At 75.8% G+C, this 15723-nt stretch carries 10 protein-coding genes; 4 read left to right on the top strand and 6 right to left on the bottom strand.

The features are described 5' to 3' along the window. Nucleotides 1–286 precede the first annotated feature (286 nt). Nucleotides 287–1384, top strand: a complete 1098-nt coding sequence (locus AQJ30_RS12525) for a hypothetical protein (RefSeq protein ID WP_211278972.1) — start codon at nucleotides 287–289, stop codon at nucleotides 1382–1384. A 110-nt stretch (nucleotides 1385–1494) separates the two neighbouring features. Continuing rightward, nucleotides 1495–2181: a maleylpyruvate isomerase N-terminal domain-containing protein gene (locus AQJ30_RS12520; RefSeq protein WP_067232733.1), complete on the top strand. Its 687-nt coding sequence runs from the start codon at nucleotides 1495–1497 to the stop codon at nucleotides 2179–2181. Between the two features lie 39 nt (nucleotides 2182–2220). Here the strand turns inward: AQJ30_RS12520 and AQJ30_RS12515 are convergent, their stop codons facing one another. Both AQJ30_RS12515 and AQJ30_RS12510 read right to left on the bottom strand, forming a co-directional pair. Next, nucleotides 2221–3438, bottom strand: coding sequence for a hypothetical protein (locus AQJ30_RS12515; protein ID WP_067232731.1), 1218 nt, complete (start codon nucleotides 3436–3438; stop codon nucleotides 2221–2223). A 356-nt stretch (nucleotides 3439–3794) separates the two neighbouring features. Continuing rightward, entirely contained in the window at nucleotides 3795–4265 is a 471-nt protein-coding gene (locus tag AQJ30_RS12510) for a hypothetical protein (protein WP_067232728.1), read from the bottom strand. 298 nt (nucleotides 4266–4563) lie between these two features. Between AQJ30_RS12510 and AQJ30_RS12505 the strand changes: the two genes are divergently transcribed. Then, nucleotides 4564–6360, top strand: a complete 1797-nt coding sequence (locus AQJ30_RS12505) for a serine/threonine-protein kinase (protein WP_067232726.1) — start codon at nucleotides 4564–4566, stop codon at nucleotides 6358–6360. A gap of 63 nt (nucleotides 6361–6423) precedes the next feature. Here the strand turns inward: AQJ30_RS12505 and AQJ30_RS12500 are convergent, their stop codons facing one another. The 4 genes from AQJ30_RS12500 to AQJ30_RS12485 form a co-directional block, all read right to left on the bottom strand. Further along, a complete protein-coding gene (locus AQJ30_RS12500) occupies nucleotides 6424–7788 on the bottom strand; it encodes an FAD-dependent oxidoreductase (protein ID WP_067232724.1) in 1365 nt (454 codons plus the stop codon). Between the two features lie 144 nt (nucleotides 7789–7932). Next, a complete protein-coding gene (locus AQJ30_RS12495; RefSeq protein WP_079083991.1) occupies nucleotides 7933–10731 on the bottom strand; it encodes a SpoIIE family protein phosphatase in 2799 nt (932 codons plus the stop codon). Nucleotides 10732–10773: 42 nt separating this feature from the next. After that, a complete protein-coding gene (locus tag AQJ30_RS12490) occupies nucleotides 10774–13278 on the bottom strand; it encodes a SpoIIE family protein phosphatase (protein WP_067232721.1) in 2505 nt (834 codons plus the stop codon). A 103-nt stretch (nucleotides 13279–13381) separates the two neighbouring features. After that, complete coding sequence (locus AQJ30_RS12485; RefSeq protein ID WP_169808472.1) at nucleotides 13382–14119, bottom strand: lipoprotein; 738 nt, start codon at nucleotides 14117–14119, stop codon at nucleotides 13382–13384. A gap of 421 nt (nucleotides 14120–14540) precedes the next feature. Here AQJ30_RS12485 and AQJ30_RS40100 point away from each other — a divergent pair, with 421 nt between their 5' ends. Then, entirely contained in the window at nucleotides 14541–15641 is a 1101-nt protein-coding gene (locus tag AQJ30_RS40100; RefSeq protein ID WP_245726906.1) for a hypothetical protein, read from the top strand. The last annotated feature ends 82 nt before the right edge of the window (nucleotides 15642–15723 follow it).

The raw sequence follows: 15723 nt of genomic DNA, 5'->3' as shown, positions 1-15723 counted from the left end.
CCAGTCCGGGTGCCGCCGGCGGCGGCACCCCGTGGGCACCGCCGGTCGCGGGCCTCACTGAGGAAGTACCCGCGCACCGCGCCCGTATGGCACGGGCCGCCGTACTCCACCCGTCGGGAGGTCGTCGGGACCGCTGCTGACGGCCGGTGGGCGTGTTCCACGCCACTTCTCATCCGTGTGGCGCACCCGGGTGGCGCGGCGCCGTAGGGGGACGTCCCATGGCAGGCGTAGTCGCGTACCGCACTTCGGGGGCGCAGGACCGGCCGCAACCTCCCATGGAGCCACCATGACCACCCGCTCATCCCCAGTCGCCTCGTATCCCGCCGCCATACCGCCGAGCGGGGTGTCCTCCACGCCCTCCTCCACGCCCTCCTCCCCGCCCGACGGGCCGGCGGGCGCCGACGCGGTGCGCGCCCCCCTCGACCTGGCGGGCGCGGACGCGGTCGACGGGCTGGTCCGGGCCGCCGTCGTGGACCGTCCGCTGGAGGAGGTCGCCGAACTCATCACCCTGCTCGAACAGTCCCCGGAGCACGTCGGGGCCGTGGGCGACGCGCTGCGCGCCGCCGGGGTGAACCGCTCCGTGGACGACGTCGCCCGGCTCGTGACCCTGCTCACCCAGCCGCCCCGGCCGGCCGACGGCGCCGACGAGGTGATCCGTGCCGCGGCCGAGCGCCGTCCGGTCGAGGACGTCACGCGGCTGATGGAGCTGCTGCGCCAGGCCGCCGTGGAGCCCCACTGCGAGCAGGAGGCGGTCCGGGCGGCGGCGACCCGCCGGCCTGTCGGGGAACTCGTCGACCTGATCGGCCGGTTGAGCCGTCCGGCTCCGCCGCAGCGGACCGTCGGGCCGTTCCCCGCCCCCGAGGACGACGACCTGTTCCCCGCGGAGCACGCCGACGAGCCGTACCCGCCGCAGGTCCGCCCGCGCCGGGAGCGCACGGCGGCGGCCCCGCGGCCCGTGCGGGGCGCCGAGGAGACCTCGCTGTGGCCCGGCCGGCTCGCCGGGGCGCTGCTCGTGCTGTGCTGCGCCGCGTTCCTGCCGCTGCACGCGGTCGGCGCGACCGGCCAGGCGTACGGCATCGCCCTGGGCGCCTCGGTGCTGTGCGGGATGCTGGCCATGGTCCTGCTGGTCCGGCCCGCCCTCGCGGTGCTCTCCGGCGCCGTGGTGGTGGCCGCGGCGCTGGCCGCCGGGGAACTCCTCGTGGACCGGTTCGGGCCGTCGGCCCTGTCCGACGTGGTGCGGGTCACCGCCGCCCCGCCCTGGCTGGCCGGCGCGGTCGCCGTGTGCGCGGCGCTGGCCGCGCTGTCGGCCCTGCTGCTGGCCTTCCAGCAGCCCGTGCCGCGCGCCGTGCCGGTCCGCCCCGAACTGCCCGCGGAGACACGCTGACCCACGCCGCACGGAGGACGGCCCCCGCCCTGCCGGCGGGGGCCCTCCTGCGTCCGCCTCGGCTCCCCGACCCCGGCGCGTCCGCCCCGCCCCCGTCTACCCTGGCCGTCATGACCACGCCCCCGCACCCCCGTTCCGGCGCCGCAGGGGCCCTGCGTGCCGCCTACCAGGGCTTCGCGGCCGTCGTCGGGGGGCTCGGTGACGAGGAGTCCTGGCTGCCGAGCGGCTGCGCCGGCTGGGCCGTGCGGGACCTGGTCTTCCACTGCGTCGGCGACGCCCAGCGCGCCCTCGTCGCCCTGCACACCCCGGCCGCGGGGCCGCCCGACCGGGACGCCGTGACGTACTGGCGGGACTGGGGGGACGATCCGGTCGGCGCGGCGAACGGGCGGCGCTTCGACCGGGTCGCCGCGAGCATGTTCCTGGACTTCCGGCAGCTGCGCGCGCTGTACCTGGAGACGGCCGCGGCCACCGTACGGGCCACGGCTGCGACGCCCGCCGACCGGTGCGTGGCCACCCAGGGGCACGTCCTGACCGTGGCCGACCTGATGGCGACGCTGGCCGTCGAGGCCGCCGTGCACCACCTCGACCTGGTCGTCCACCTGCCGGACGCGCCCCGCCCCGCCCCGGCCGCCCTGGCGACGGTGCGCGCCACCCTGGACGGACTGCTCGGCCGGCCCGCCCCCGTGGAGTGGACGGACGAGCACTACGCGCGCGTGGGCACCGGCCGGGCCGCGCTCACCGACGGCGAACGGACCGCCCTGCGCGCCGACGCGGACCGCTTCCCGCTGTTCTCCTGACACCCTCGGTCCCGGCGCCGCTGTCGGGGACGACGTGCGTCAGCGCTGCTGTGCCGACGGCTCCGGGTCCTCGGCGGGTCCGGCGTCGCGCGGGGCGGCGGTGACCTTCCCGTCCGGCGCGGGCCGCAGGGACTTGGCGGAGTCCCTGAGGCGTTCCAGGGTGCGGGTGAGCTGCTGGAACGGGGAGCCGCCGGAGCGCACGGCCGGCTGCGGTTCCTCGCCGCGCGGCGGGAACAGCGGGGTCTCGGCGTGCTCCCGGTACACCGCCAGCGCCTCATGGGCCTGTTCGGCGGCGTCCCGGTACAGGTCGCGGGACCGCGTCATCGCCTCCAGCGCCTCGGCGTACATGGCCACCAACTGCCGCTGCCGGGCCAGCTCCTCCTCCACCGTCAGCAGGTGCCACTCCTCGCGCAGCGCGGTCAGCACCTCCGTGGCGCCCTCGGGCAGCGGCTTCACCGCGGCCGCGAACCGGCTGACCGCCTCCACCAGCTCCGACGGCTCCGACCCGTCGAGGAACACGGTCCGTACGGCGTAGCCGGCGGCGTCGGCGGCACCGGCGTCCAGGGCACCGGTCGTACCGGGCAGCACGACGGCCCCGCCGCGCGGCACCTCCGCGCCGGAGTCGCGCAGCGCCCAGTTGACCGCGCGCAGCTGGTGCGGCGCGGCACGGTGCTCCACGACGCGGTCGCGCAGGCCGGCCGGCAGGAACCGGACGAGGGGCTTGCGGCCCCGCGCGTCCGGCGTCATCGCCTCGTGCACGACGAGGTGGACGTTCCAGTCGTCGCGCAGCGCGCCCCTGAGGACCCGGCGCAGTTCCTTGTCGTCGTCGGGCAGCGGGTTGACGTGCCGGAACCGCAGCCCGGGGCCGGGCGCGTGGTCCCAGTCGCCGTCCGCCCCGGCGCCCGTCCCCGCGGGCCAGAACCGGGTGGCGGGGGAGGGCCACCGCCGGCCCCAGGGGCCCTCGGCCTCGGCGACCAGGGTCCAGATGTGCTCCTGCGGGCGTCCCGTGGTCTGCGCCAGCTCGAGGCGGGCGCGCACGGTCACCTCGTCGGGGACGAGCCAGCGGGCCTCGAAGACCCGCAGGTCCGGTGGGCGCTCGTCCTCGGACAGCTCCATGAAGTCCTGGATACCGCCCTCGTCCTTCTGGCGCTGGAGGTTCTCCAGGAGCTCCTGCGCCGGGGCGGGTCCGGTGTGGCGGCCCCGCGCCAGCCACACCGTGGAGGGCGTCGCGGGAAGGGCGGTGGAAGAGGTCGGCATGAGTCCATCTGGGAAAGGGGGCGGCGTGCGCGGTCCAGTATTGCTCGTGGTCACGCGCACTCGATCACGTGGGGGGCGGGCCGGCCGGAACGCGGGAACGGGCGGTGGCCACGCCGCCGCGCACGCAGGGGGCACCCCGGCGGTGACGGCGCCCTGCGGCACACACGGGGTGTGCGCGCTGCGGGCGGGGCGCGCGCGGCGCACACCAGCCGGGGCGCGCGCACCCGTGTCCACGGCGGCGCGCGCTCACCACAATCGTCCGGGCGGACAGGGCCCGCCCATCCATCCGCGTCGGGGCGGGTCCTGCCCGCTCTCCCGCACGGCCGGTCCGGGGCCGTGCGGGACGACGCTCCCCGTCACCGGCCGCGGCGACGGCGCACCCCACCACCCCGGCGCGCATCCTCCGCGGGAACGGCGGCCACGGCGGCCGGTGCGCTGAACCCGCCGGGCACGGCCCGGGCCTCCGCGCCCGCCGTCACGACCTCGGGTCCGCCGACCGGGTGTTCGACGACCGGCCGCGGTGTCTGCGGCATCTCCTGCCGGGCGCGCGGGGTGGCGTGGCCGACCACGCGCGCGTGGGTCATCAGCGGGGCGCACGCGGAGCACACCTCGGTGAGCGTCCAGACCTGGCCCACGGCGGGGTCGTGCCGCAGGACCAGCACCACCGTGCCCGCGCAGGTGACACGGGCGCCCTCGTGCGCGGAACACTTGGACTGGCGGCAGCCGCAGGACGCGTCGGGGCGGACGGTGGCCGCCCGGGCGTGCGCGGCGGCATGGGCTTCGGCGAAACGGCGCAGGGCGGCGACGTCCCGCGAACGGGCGGGCATGCGACAGCCCGAGGAGCAGCTGACGGAGGCGCTCCGGTCGCGGTGCCCCGTCACCCGGATCGTCCACGACCGACCCGGGCGGCGAGTTGAGGGAGCGTCAGGGTACGCGAGAGCCAAGGCCATGTGTCCTTTTGTCGTCGGGAGTGCTGCGCGCAGGTGCGCTGAGGGAGAGATACCCGGAGAAACCCCGCTTCACAGCACACCGGCCCGTTCTCGTTCCCCGCGCACGCGCACGTATGGCCCGTTCCCTACCCGATCCGGGTACGCGGTCGCGCGCGGCGCGCCTTAGGCTCCCTCCATGAGCACAGGGGGATCCGGCGCACGGGTGATAGACGGCCGCTTCGAGCTGCTGGAGCGGTTGGGCAGCGGGGGGATGGGCCTGGTGTGGCGAGCCCGTGACCTGGTCCTGCTGCGCGAGGTGGCCGTGAAGGAGGTCCGGCCGTCGGACCCGGGCCTCGCCGAGCACGACCCGCAGGCCGCCCGGCTGCTGCGCGAGCGCGTGCTGCGCGAGGCCCGTGCGCTGGCCCGCGTCCACCACCCGAACGTGGTCGCCATCCACCACGTCGTCGACGGCGGCGAGGGCACGTTCCCCTGGCTCGTCATGGAACTCGTCACCGGCGGCTCCCTCCAGGACCGGCTGGAGCGCGGGCCGCTGACCGCGGGGGAGGCGGCCGGTCTGGGGCGCGAGGTGCTGGCGGCGCTGCGCGCGGCTCACGCCGTGGGGATCGAACACCGCGACGTGAAGCCGCCGAACGTGTTGCTGCGCCCGGACGGCAGACCCGTGCTCACGGACTTCGGCATCGCGGCGATCCGTGAGCACACCAGCCTCACCGCCACCGGTGCGGTCATCGGATCACCGGACTACATGGCGCCCGAGCGCGTCAGCGGCAAGGACGGCGGCCCCGCGGCCGACCTGTGGTCGCTGGCGATGATGCTCTACGTCGCCGTCGAGGGCCACCACCCGCTGCGCCGCTCCTCCACCCTGGCCACGCTCGCGGCGGTCCTCAGCGAGGAGGTGCCCCCGCCCCGGCAGGCCGGTCCGCTGACCCCCGTCCTGTCCGCCCTGCTCGTCAAGGACCCGCAGGCCCGGCCCGACGCCGGGACGGTCGACCGGATGCTCGCCGAGGCAGGGCAGGCCGCGGCGGGAGGGGCCCCCACCGGTCCGGGCCAGGGTCCGCACGCCGTTGTGCCCCCGGCGACCACCACGTCGTCCCCTGGCTCCGGGTACGGCTCCGCGCCCCACTCGCCCGGGTACGGCCCTGCGACCCACGCTCCCGCGTACGGCCCGTCCGTTCCCGCGGACGCCGCTCCGACCTCGTACCACCTGCCGCCGCCCGGTCCCGGATCCTCGCCGGGCGGGCCGGTGGTCACGGTCGGCGTGCCCCCGGTCCGCCGTCCCGCCCGGCGCGCGCGGGTACTGGCCGTCGCCACGTCCGTCGCCGGGGTCGCCCTGGCGGGCGCCCTGGTGTGGACGCTGCTCCCGGACGACGGCACGGGCGGTACCGGGACGGGCAACGGCGGCGGCGCGAGCACCTCGGCCGGCGGCCGCACGACGGGGACCGACCCGGGATCGGGCCGCGGGACGGCGGGAGCCACCGGCGGCGCCACCCCGGCCGCCGACGACAAGGGCACGGCCCCGGCGGACCTGCTGACCGCCGAGGGGCTGCGCACGACCGTGGCGAAGATCAAGGCGGCGTCGGGCGGCGAGAAGTTCACCAGCCTCGCCGTGTACGGCGAGTACGCGATCGCCGGGGTGCCGGTGAAGGGCAACCCGGAGCTGTACGACTCCTACCGCTACGACGCCGGCGCCGACGTCGCCGTCAAGAGCGGACCGGGCGGCACGGTGATGACCGGCGAGGTCCCGGTGGACCCGGACATCTACGACTGGGACGCGGTCCCGGCCCTCCTCGCGAAGGCCGCCCGCACGCTGAAGGTGCCGTCACCGACCACCCGTTACATCGTGGTGCAGCCGGCCTCCACGGTGTTCGACACCGACCCCTACCTGGGCGTCTACCTGGCCGACGCCTACGGCTCCGGCCACCTGTCCGCCACGGTCGGGGGCAAGGTCACCAACACCTATCCCCGCGGCAGCTGACCGGGGCGGGCGGGGCACCCGCTCCCGGTCGGGCCGTCGTGCGGACGCGTGGGCCGCGCCGGGTCAGGCGCCGCTCTCGCGGAGCATGTCCTCGCGCTCGACGAGCTTCACGCGCTCGCGGCCCTGCGGCTCGCCCAGCGCGCGCTCGGCGGCGTCCAGCCGGTACCAGCCCTCCCACGTGGTGTAGCGCACCGCGCGCTCGGCGAGGAACGCTTCCACCGCCTCGGGCTCGGGGGAGGCGGGGACCTGCAGACGGCCGTGGGCGTGGTCGTCGAGCAGGTTGGACACCGTCTCGTTGGCATCGCCCTTGGTGTGGCCGATGAGGCCGATGGGGCCGCGCCGGATCCAGCCGGTGACGTACACGGACTGCAGGTGCGCGCCGCTCTCCTCGATGACGCGCCCGCCCTCGTCCGGGACCGTGCCCGACCGCAGGTCCCAGGGCAGCTTGGGCAGCTTGTCGGAGAGGTAGCCGACGGCGCGGTAGACGGCGGTGACGTCCCAGTCGGTGAACCGGCCGGTGCCCCGGACGTTGCCGGTGCCGTCCAGCTCGGTGCGCTCGGTGCGCAGGCCGACCACCTTGCCGTCCTCGCCGAGGATCTCGGCGGGCGACTCGAAGAAGTGCAGGAACAGCTTGTGCGGGCGGTCGCCGACGTCGCGGATCGCCCAGTTCTCCAGGGTCTTGGCGACCATGTCGGCCTGCTTGTTGCCGCGCCGGGTGGCGATCGAGCCCTCGTCGTAGTCGATGTCCTCGGGGTCGACGACGACCTCGATGTTCGGCGAGTGGTCCAGCTCGCGCAGCTCCATCGGGCTGAACTTGGCCTGCGCCGGACCCCGGCGGCCGAAGACGTGGACCTCCAGCGCCTTGTTGGCCTTCAGGCCCTCGTGGACGTTCGGCGGGATCTCGGTCGGCAGCAGCTCGTCCGCGGTCTTGGCGAGGATGCGGGCCACGTCGAGGGCGACGTTGCCGACGCCCAGGACCGCGACCTTCTCGGCGTCCAGCGGCCAGGTGCGCGGCACGTCCGGGTGACCGTCGTACCAGGAGACGAAGTCGGCGGCGCCGTAGGACCCGTCCAGGTCGACGCCCGGGATCGGCAGCTCGCGGTCGGCGGTCGCGCCGGTGGAGAAGATCACCGCGTCGTAGAAGGCGCGCAGGTCGTCCAGGGTGATGTCGGCCGGGTAGTCGACGTTGCCGAACAGGCGGACCTGCGGCTTGTCGAGCACCTGGTGCAGGGCGGTGATGATGCCCTTGATGCGGGGGTGGTCGGGGGCCACGCCGTAGCGGATCAGTCCGAACGGGGCCGGCATCCGCTCGAAGAGGTCGATGGACACACCGGGGTCGGTGGCCGCACCGGACTTGAGCAGCGCGTCGGCGGCGTAGATCCCGGCCGGGCCGGCTCCGACGATGGCTACCCGCAGGGGGCGGGGCATGGCAGGTTCCCTTCGAGAGACGAAAGATCGCTCGTCGGGAAGCCTAAGCTAAGGGCAGCCTAAGTCGGTACGCGGGTCCGGTCTATGAGGTCATAAGCAGGTTTTATGGCTGCCCAAAGCGCCCCTGGGGGTACGCCGGACCGCTCAGGACAGGGGCTGCTCCGCCCAGATGATCTTGCCGGTGGGCGTGTAGCGCGTCCCCCAGCGCTCCGCGAGCTGCGCCACCAGGAACAGCCCGCGCCCGCCCTCGTCGGTCATCGCCGCGTACCGCAGGTGCGGCGAGGTGCTGCTCCCGTCGGAGACCTCGCAGATCAGCGCCCGGTCCCGCAGCAGCCGCACCCGTACGGGCGCGCCGCCGTAGCGGATCGCGTTGGTCACCAGTTCGCTCAGGATCAGCTCCGTGCTGAACGACAGCTCCTCCAGCTCCCAGCGCGCCAGCTGCCGGACCACCGCGGCACGCACCTCGCCGACCGCCGCCGGGTCCATCGGCACGTCCCACTCGGCAACCCGGTCCGGGCCCAGCGCCCGGGTACGCGCCACGATCAGGGCGATGTCGTCGTTCGGGCGGGGCGGCAGCAGTTCGTCCAGGACCACCCGGCACGTCTCCTCGGGCGAGGCGTCGGCCCCCCGCTCCAGCGCCCCGCTGAGCAGGGCCAGCCCGGCGTCGATGTCCCGCTCCCGGTCCTCCACCAGCCCGTCGGTGTACAGCACCAGGCGGCTGCCCTCGTCCAGCTCCAGCTCCGCCGTCTCGAACGGCAGCCCGCCCAGGCCCAGTGGCAGGCCCGCCGGCACCTCCGGGTACTCCACCCGCCCGTCCGGACGCACCAGCGCGGGCGGCGGGTGCCCGGCCCGGGCCACCGTGCACCGCCGGGACACCGGGTCGTAGATGGCGTACAGACAGGTCGCCCCGGACACCGGGGCGGTGGTGCCGTCCGCCGTCTCGTCCTGGTCGATGCGGGCCACCAGCTCGTCCAGCAGCCCCAGCAACTCCTCCGGCGCCAGGTCCAGCGCCGAGAAGTTGTGCACCGCCGTGCGCAGCCGGCCCATCGTGGCCGCCGCGTGCAGCCCGTGCCCCACCACGTCCCCGACCACCAGCGCCACCCGGGCCCCGGACAGCGGCAGCACGTCGAACCAGTCACCGCCCACCCCGGCCTGCGCGGGCAGGTACCGGTAGGCGATGTCCAGGGCGTTCTGCTCGGGCAGGGTGCGCGGCAGCAGACTGCGCTGGAGGGTGACGGCCATGCCGTGCTCCCGGGTGTAGCGGCGCGCGTTGTCGATGGTGACCGCGGCTCGCGTCACCAGCTCCTCCGCCAGCGCCACCTCCTCCCGGTCGAACGGGTCAGGCCGCTCCGACCGCCAGAAGGTCACCACGCCCAGCACCAGCGCGCCCGCGCGCACCGGCACCGCGATCAGCGAGTGGATGCCGAAGTCCACGACCTGCTCGGTGCGCTCCAGGTCCTGCGCCCGCCAGCCCGGCGACTCGGCCAGCCGGGCCTCCAGCACCGGACGCCCCTGGGCCATGCCCCGCGCCTGCGGGGAGGTCTCGACGAACCGGATCTGCTCGCCCACCGCGTACAGCGGCGCCCCCTCGCGGACGCCGGTCACCGCCGTGCGCCGCAGCACACTGCCCGGCTCCGGCTCGTCGCCGTCCAGGACCGCGTCGAACAGGTCCACCGTCGCGAAGTCCGCGAACCGGGGCACGGCCAGCTCCACCAGCTCCTCGGCGGTGCGCGTGACGTCCAGGCTGGTGCCGATGCCCACCCCCGCCGCGTACAGCATGTCCAGGCGCTCGCGGGCCGCGTCCGCCTTGCCGGACAGGGCCCGCAGCTCGGTGGAGTCGCGCAGCGTGGCCACGCTGCCGGGCGGGCCGCCCGCGAGGCCGGTGGGCCGCTGGTTGATCGCGATCAGCCGGTCGCCGACCAGGTGCACCTCGTCCGTGGCGACCCGGCCCGAGGAGAGCAGCTCGGCCGTTTCGGCATCCAGTCCCAGGTCCAGCACGTGCCGCCGCTCGGCGTCGTCGGGCAGGTCCAGCAGGCGGTGCGCCTCGTCGTTGGCGAGCAGCAGGCGGCCGTCGCCGCCGACGATGATCACGCCCTCGCGCACGGTGTGCAGCACCGCGTCGTGGTGCTCGTACATCCGCGTCATCTCGCCCGGCCCGAGCCCGTGCGTCTGGCGCAGCAGCCGCCGGCTGACCAGCGCCGTGCCACCGATCGACAGGGCGAGGGCGGCGGCCGCGGCGCCCAGCAGCAGCGGCATCTGCCGGTCGGCGGTGCCCCCCACGTGCTTGGTGGTGATGCCGGCCGAGACCAGACCCACCACCCGGCCGCCCGGGCCCTCCACCGGGACGACGGCCTGCACCAGCCGGCCGATCGTCCCGTCGACCTCCTCCACCACCGACTGCCCCGCCAGCGCGGGCGCGATGTCGCCGACGAACTTCTTGCCGATGCGGTCCGGCTTGGGATGGGTGTAGCGGATCCCGTCGGTGTCCGTCACCACGACGAAGTCGACGTGCGCGGCCTTGCGCGTCGCCTCGGCCTTCGGCTGCAGCACCGCCGTCGGGTCGGGGCTCGCCAACGCCTGCACGATCCCAGGGGAGTTGGCGAAGGTCTCGGCGACCGCCAGCGAGCGGTTGCGGGCCTCCTGGGTGCTGTCGTGCCGGACCTGGAGCACCAGCGCCACGACCGCCGCCACGATCAGCAGCAGCACGATGACCACCTGGAGCACGAACACCTGTGTGGCCAGGCTCAGCCCGCCCAGCCGCGACCGCCGCCGGGTGTCGTCCGGCCGGGTGCGCTCGGCCAGCCGCGCCGCGCGGACGGACGCACGCTCCCGGGTCACCTGGCGCTCGCGCGGCGGCCGGACACGCCCGGGAGCGCGTCGGCCACGCGGATCGCGGGGACGACGGGCCGACGACGGATCCGGGCGCCCCAGGGGTCGGGCCATGTGCCCATGTCTACACCGCGCGGCCGCACGGGGCGAGGGGGGTCACAGAAGGTCACGGGAAGCACCTCGCGCAGGGTCCGTCGCGTCCGCGTCGCCGTGCCGTGCGGCGAGGAGCAGCGCGATGTCGTCGGGCCGGTCGGTGGCCTGCCGGGCGACCGCGGTGAGCCGGTCGGCGACCTCCGCCAGCCTACGCACCCCCGGTTCCACGGCCCGCTCCAGGGCCAGGCGCAGCGCGGTGATCCCCTCGTCGATGTCCCGCCCCGGCCGCTCGACCAGCCCGTCCGTGTACAGCGCCAGGATCGCGCCGGGCTCCAGGAGCAGCTCGGTCACCGGGTAGTGCGCGCGCGGGTCGACACCGAGCACCACCCCGCCGGGCAGGTCCACCACCCGGGTCCGCCCGCCGGGCGAGCGCAGCAGCGGCGGCGGGTGGCCGGCCCGCACCACCCGGGCCACGCCCCGCGCCGGATCCAGCCTGACGTAGCAACAGCTCGCGAACTGGCCGGGGTCCAGGTCGATGAGCAGGTGGTTGGTGCCGGCCATCACCTCCTCGGGCGGCCGGTCCCCGAGCGCGAACGCCCGTACCGCGGTGCGCAGCTGACCCATGGTGGCCGCCGCCTGCACCCCGTGCCCCTGCACGTCCCCGATCACCAGGGCCAGCCCGTCCCCGGCCTCCACCACGTCGTACCAGTCGCCGCCCACCTCCATGCCCTCGGTGCCCGGCAGGTAGCGGCCCGCGGTCTCCACCGACGGGTGCGACGACAGCCGCCGGGGCAACAGCGCCTGCTGGAGGCCGCGGGCGAGGGCCGCCTCCGTGTCGTAGCGCTGGGCCTTCTCCAGGGCGTGGGCGATCAGGCCCGCGAGCGCCGTGAGCACGGTGCGGTCCTCGGCGCCGAAGCTGCGCGGCCGGTCGAAGCCGAGGATGCACGAGCCGACCGGACGGCCCGACGCGATCAGCGGCAGGAACGCCCGGGTGCCCTCCTCGGCGTCCAGCGGGATGCCCGGGTAGGCGGCCGCCAGCTGCCGCATCGAGTCGAAGAACAGGGGACGGCCGGTGGTGAGCGTCTCCACGCCCGGCAGCCGCGCGTCGAGCGCCACCCCCTGGAACGGCGCGAGGAATCCCTTCGGGAAGCCGGACTCCCACGCCAGGTACAGGTGCCTCTCCTGCAGCAGGTAGATGGCGAGCCGGTTGCCGCCGAAGGCGGGCAGCAGCTCCCGCATCACCACCTCCGACACCTGCCGCGCGGTCACCGCCTCCGTCAGGGCGATCGCCAGCACGATGGGCCGGTAGACGGGCGCCGCCGTGTCGGGCCCCGGCCCGTCCGCGGCGGTCGCGCCGCCGGTGCCGTCGGACACCCGGTTCTCGGGGACGACGGTGCAGGTCAGCCGGTCCGGCCCCGGGTACACGGAGAAGCTGAGCCAGTCGCCCTCGAAGGGCTGCGCGTCCGAGGGCGGCCGCCGTACGTGGAAGTGCGCCGGCTCGGGCGTCAGCAGGGCGGCGCGCAGGTGGTCCTCACAGGCCGGCTGGTTCAGCCACGGCGCGGCGTCGAACAGCGACCGGCCGAGCAGCCCCCGAGGGGGCACACCGAGCAGGTGGGCGGCCCGGGGGTTGGCGTAGACGACCAGCCCGAGGCGGTCCACGCAGAACACGCCCTGCGGCAGCAGGTCGGCGGCCGCGTCACCGAGCGCGCCCGGACTGGGGTCCACCAGGAAACCGGAGACGGCGGCCGGCGGCCGGGAGGGGTCGGGCGACCACAACGTCAGCAGCCGCGGCGCCCCGTGCTCGGTGTACACCGGCACCGGCAGCGCCGGCGGACGTCCCGCGGCGGCCTCCCGCAGCAGCGTGGGCATCTCCAGCGCCCCGGTCGGCGTGACCGCCCGGGCCAGCGCGTCCAGCGTCCGGGGGAACATGCCGCGCTCCCGCCCGAGCAGGGCGTGCGCGTGCTCGTCCGCGCGCACCGTGTCGGTCGCCGGGTCCCAGGTGAAGCGCCCGGCGTGGCCCGGAGCCGGTCCGCCGGACGGTGGACGCACGCAGTGCGGCCCCCCGTCCCAGACGACGGCCGTCCCCTCGTCCTCGAACCGCTTCAGCGCCGCGCCCAGCTCGTCCGCCAGCAGCGTCAGCCGCTCCACCTCCGCGGCGATCCGCGTGGCGTCGTCCACGGGCGGGCGCAGCACGGTCAGCACGCCGTACGCGTGCGTGCCGGACACCACCGGCACGCACAGGCAGCCGAACGCGAACGGGAGACCGGCCGCGAGCTGCGGATGGCGGCGCATCGCCTCGGTGGCGTTGGCCAGCACCACCGGTACCCCCAGCCGGTGCGCCTCGGCCACCGGGAACGGCCGGTCCACGTGCACCCGCCACCACGGCTGGAACAACGGCCCCGGCAGCCCGGTGAGCACGGCCAGCCGCAGCATCCCGGGCGCGCGGGAACGCAGGTAGACCCCGCCGGCGTGGCCGCCCGCCGCACGCATCGCGTCCACCGCGGCCCCGGTCAGCAGGGCGGTCAGCAGCCCGGGCGGCTCCCGCTCGTCCCCGACGCTCCCAGTCATCGGCCCAGTCATCGGCCCTTACCTCGTCCGTGCGCCGCCGCACGGCGACACAGCAAGAATGCGCCACGCGGGCGTTGTCGTGCATCTGCTGTCGTGCAGCCGGTCAGCGCGCGGTGACGCGCAGGGTGCTCTTCGCGAGTTCGTACGCGGGGAGCATCGCCCGGTGCTCCTCGTCGTCCAGCCCGCCGAGGTGGACGACGACCGGCCCGTCGGGCGTGGTGACGGCGAGGGCGCGCTCGGTCTTCGTGTCCTCGAGGATCTCGCTGGTCACCCGGTACTCCACCTCGGTGCCGGACAGTCCGCCCGTCGTGAAGGCCCGGTACGTGGCGTGCCCCGCGCCCTTCTCCGCACCGACGAAGGACGCCAGCACGGACCGCGCGTCGGCGCCCCCGGGCTCGCCGGTCCACACCCGCAGGAAGCCGATGTGCCCGGCGGGCTTGGCGTCGACCTCGCAGACCGCGGTGACCGGGCCCTGGTGCAGCAGGGCGTCGGCGATCTCGGCGGCCAGGTCGTCGGCGGGGGTGGCGGCGGAGCCGGTGGAGCGGGAGGAGCCGGTGGATCCGGTGGATCCGGTGGATCCGGTCGAGCCGGAGGAGCCGGTGGGTCCGGTCGAGCCGGTGGACTCGGGGACGGTGGACTCGGGCTTCCAGTTCTTGGCCAGGGCGAAGGTGACGGGCAGCCGGCAGGCGGAGTCCGGGGCACCGATCGTCGCGCCGCGCGCCGCCACGGCAGCGCTCGCCCCGGCACCCGCCCCGGACGCCGTCGGCGTCGCCGCGTCGTCGTCCCCGCCTGCCCCACAGGCCGTCAGCGCCCCCGCGAGGCATCCCGCGGCCGCCAGCACCAGTCCGCTCCTCAGCAACCCGCCACCGCGCCCGACGGTCCTCGACCCCACCCCGTGCCGCACCGTGTCGCCCCCTCCTGGGTGCCGCCCCTCGGCACCGGCCGAGAACTGTAACCGAGCCGGGCGCGGGTGGCCCGGGCCGCGGGCACCGCTGGGGGCGCGCCGCCGTGGATGCCGCCGCCCGGGCTTCCCACCGCTCTGGCGTAGTGGCGCTGACCTGCGTAGTCTTCGCGGCTGGCCCGTACCTTCGCGCGCTCCCGCGGGCGGGGCGGTGGCCTTCCGCTCGCCGGGTGTGTGCCCGGTCACGCGAGCAACCTGTACGTCGGCTTTCACGTCTGCCGAGGTGCCCGTGTTCGACGGCGCCCTCGCGGGGCACGTCGTTCCGTACGACAGGGCGGGCGACGAGAACGATGGGGGCACAGTGCGTCCAGAACCGGAGCGGCGCGACGACGACGGCCGTACGCGTGCCGAGCTGAGTCACGCCACGCCCGGCCGCGCCGCGGTGGTCCGTGCCGCGCTGAGCCGGGCCGGCCTGGTCCGTGCCGTCCGCTGGGTCGGGCGCACGGTGTGGGGCGAGTGGCGGGGCATCGTCGTCGACCCGGTGCGCGAGCTCTTCCGCCGCGGGCCCGGTGCGCTGTCCCTCGCCTTCGTCGCCTGCGCGGGCGTCATCTTCTTCCACGCCATCGCCCAGCACCCGACCGGTGCGACCGTCGTACGGCTCGTCGGGGGAGTGCGCGGTGACCTGCCGTGGTGGCTGGCGCTGCTGCGCACACCCGTCTCCCTCTACGTCCCGGCGCTCGACCTGCCGGTGTGGGCCGGCATCACCCAGCTGTTCCTCGCCTTCGCGCTGGCCGAGGTGGCCCTCGGCCGACGCAGGACCCTGCTCGTCGCCTACGTGACCACCCTCGCCGGGACCCTCACCGCGCGCGTGATGATCGCCATGGGGCCCGGCTGGTGGGGCTTCGGCCTGCCGCCCGAGGCCGGCCAGGTGCTCGACACCGGACCCTCGGCGGCCGTGGTCGGCCTGTTCACGTACATGTCGGTCGTCCGCCGCGCGCCCGTGGTGTTCACCCTCACCGGCGGTTCGATGGTGTGGGAGTCGATCGCCAAGCCCAACCTGGCGGGCCGCGAGCACCTGATAGCGGTGGCCGCCGCGGTCGTCCTCGGCCTGCTGCACGGACGGGGCGAGAGCGTACGACGGAGGCTGCGGGGGCTGTGGCCGTGGCCGGGGCGGGCGGGGGCGAGTGCGGCCGTTCCGATGACGGACTCGGCCGGGGTCTCCACCGAGGTCTCCACCGGAGGTGCCGTCCCGGCTCCCACTGGGGCACCCGCCATGGCGCCTCGCGTGCCGGCTCCCACCATGGCCCCCGCCACTCCGTCGACCACGGCACCCGTCACGACGCCCACCGGGGCGAGCGCCATGACGACCAGCGTGCCGCGCGCCGCCCTCGTCCGGGCCCGTACCCCCGAGCCGTGCGTCGGTCCCTCGGCCGGCTCCGGACCCACCCGCGTCACGAACTGAGCGCCGTCGACGGCCCGCCGGTCACGTTCCGCTCGCGCTCGTGACCGGGCCCCCGTCGGCCCCTGTCCCCTCGCCCCCTAGG

It is taken from the genome of Streptomyces longwoodensis (genome assembly GCF_001514125.1).
GTDB classification, from domain to species: domain Bacteria; phylum Actinomycetota; class Actinomycetes; order Streptomycetales; family Streptomycetaceae; genus Streptomyces; species Streptomyces longwoodensis.
This window is presented reverse-complemented; position numbering and strand designations above follow the sequence as displayed.

Coding starts and splice junctions, on each gene's coding strand:
- AQJ30_RS12510 (WP_067232728.1), bottom strand. CDS start 4,265: ATGCCCGCCCGTTCGCGGGACGTCGCCGCCCTGCGCCGTTTCGCCGAA.
- AQJ30_RS12505 (WP_067232726.1), top strand. CDS start 4,564: ATGAGCACAGGGGGATCCGGCGCACGGGTGATAGACGGCCGCTTCGAG.
- AQJ30_RS12520 (WP_067232733.1), top strand. CDS start 1,495: ATGACCACGCCCCCGCACCCCCGTTCCGGCGCCGCAGGGGCCCTGCGT.
- AQJ30_RS12515 (WP_067232731.1), bottom strand. CDS start 3,438: ATGCCGACCTCTTCCACCGCCCTTCCCGCGACGCCCTCCACGGTGTGG.
- AQJ30_RS12525 (WP_211278972.1), top strand. CDS start 287: ATGACCACCCGCTCATCCCCAGTCGCCTCGTATCCCGCCGCCATACCG.
- AQJ30_RS12500 (WP_067232724.1), bottom strand. CDS start 7,788: ATGCCCCGCCCCCTGCGGGTAGCCATCGTCGGAGCCGGCCCGGCCGGG.
- AQJ30_RS12495 (WP_079083991.1), bottom strand. CDS start 10,731: ATGGCCCGACCCCTGGGGCGCCCGGATCCGTCGTCGGCCCGTCGTCCC.
- AQJ30_RS12490 (WP_067232721.1), bottom strand. CDS start 13,278: ATGACTGGGAGCGTCGGGGACGAGCGGGAGCCGCCCGGGCTGCTGACC.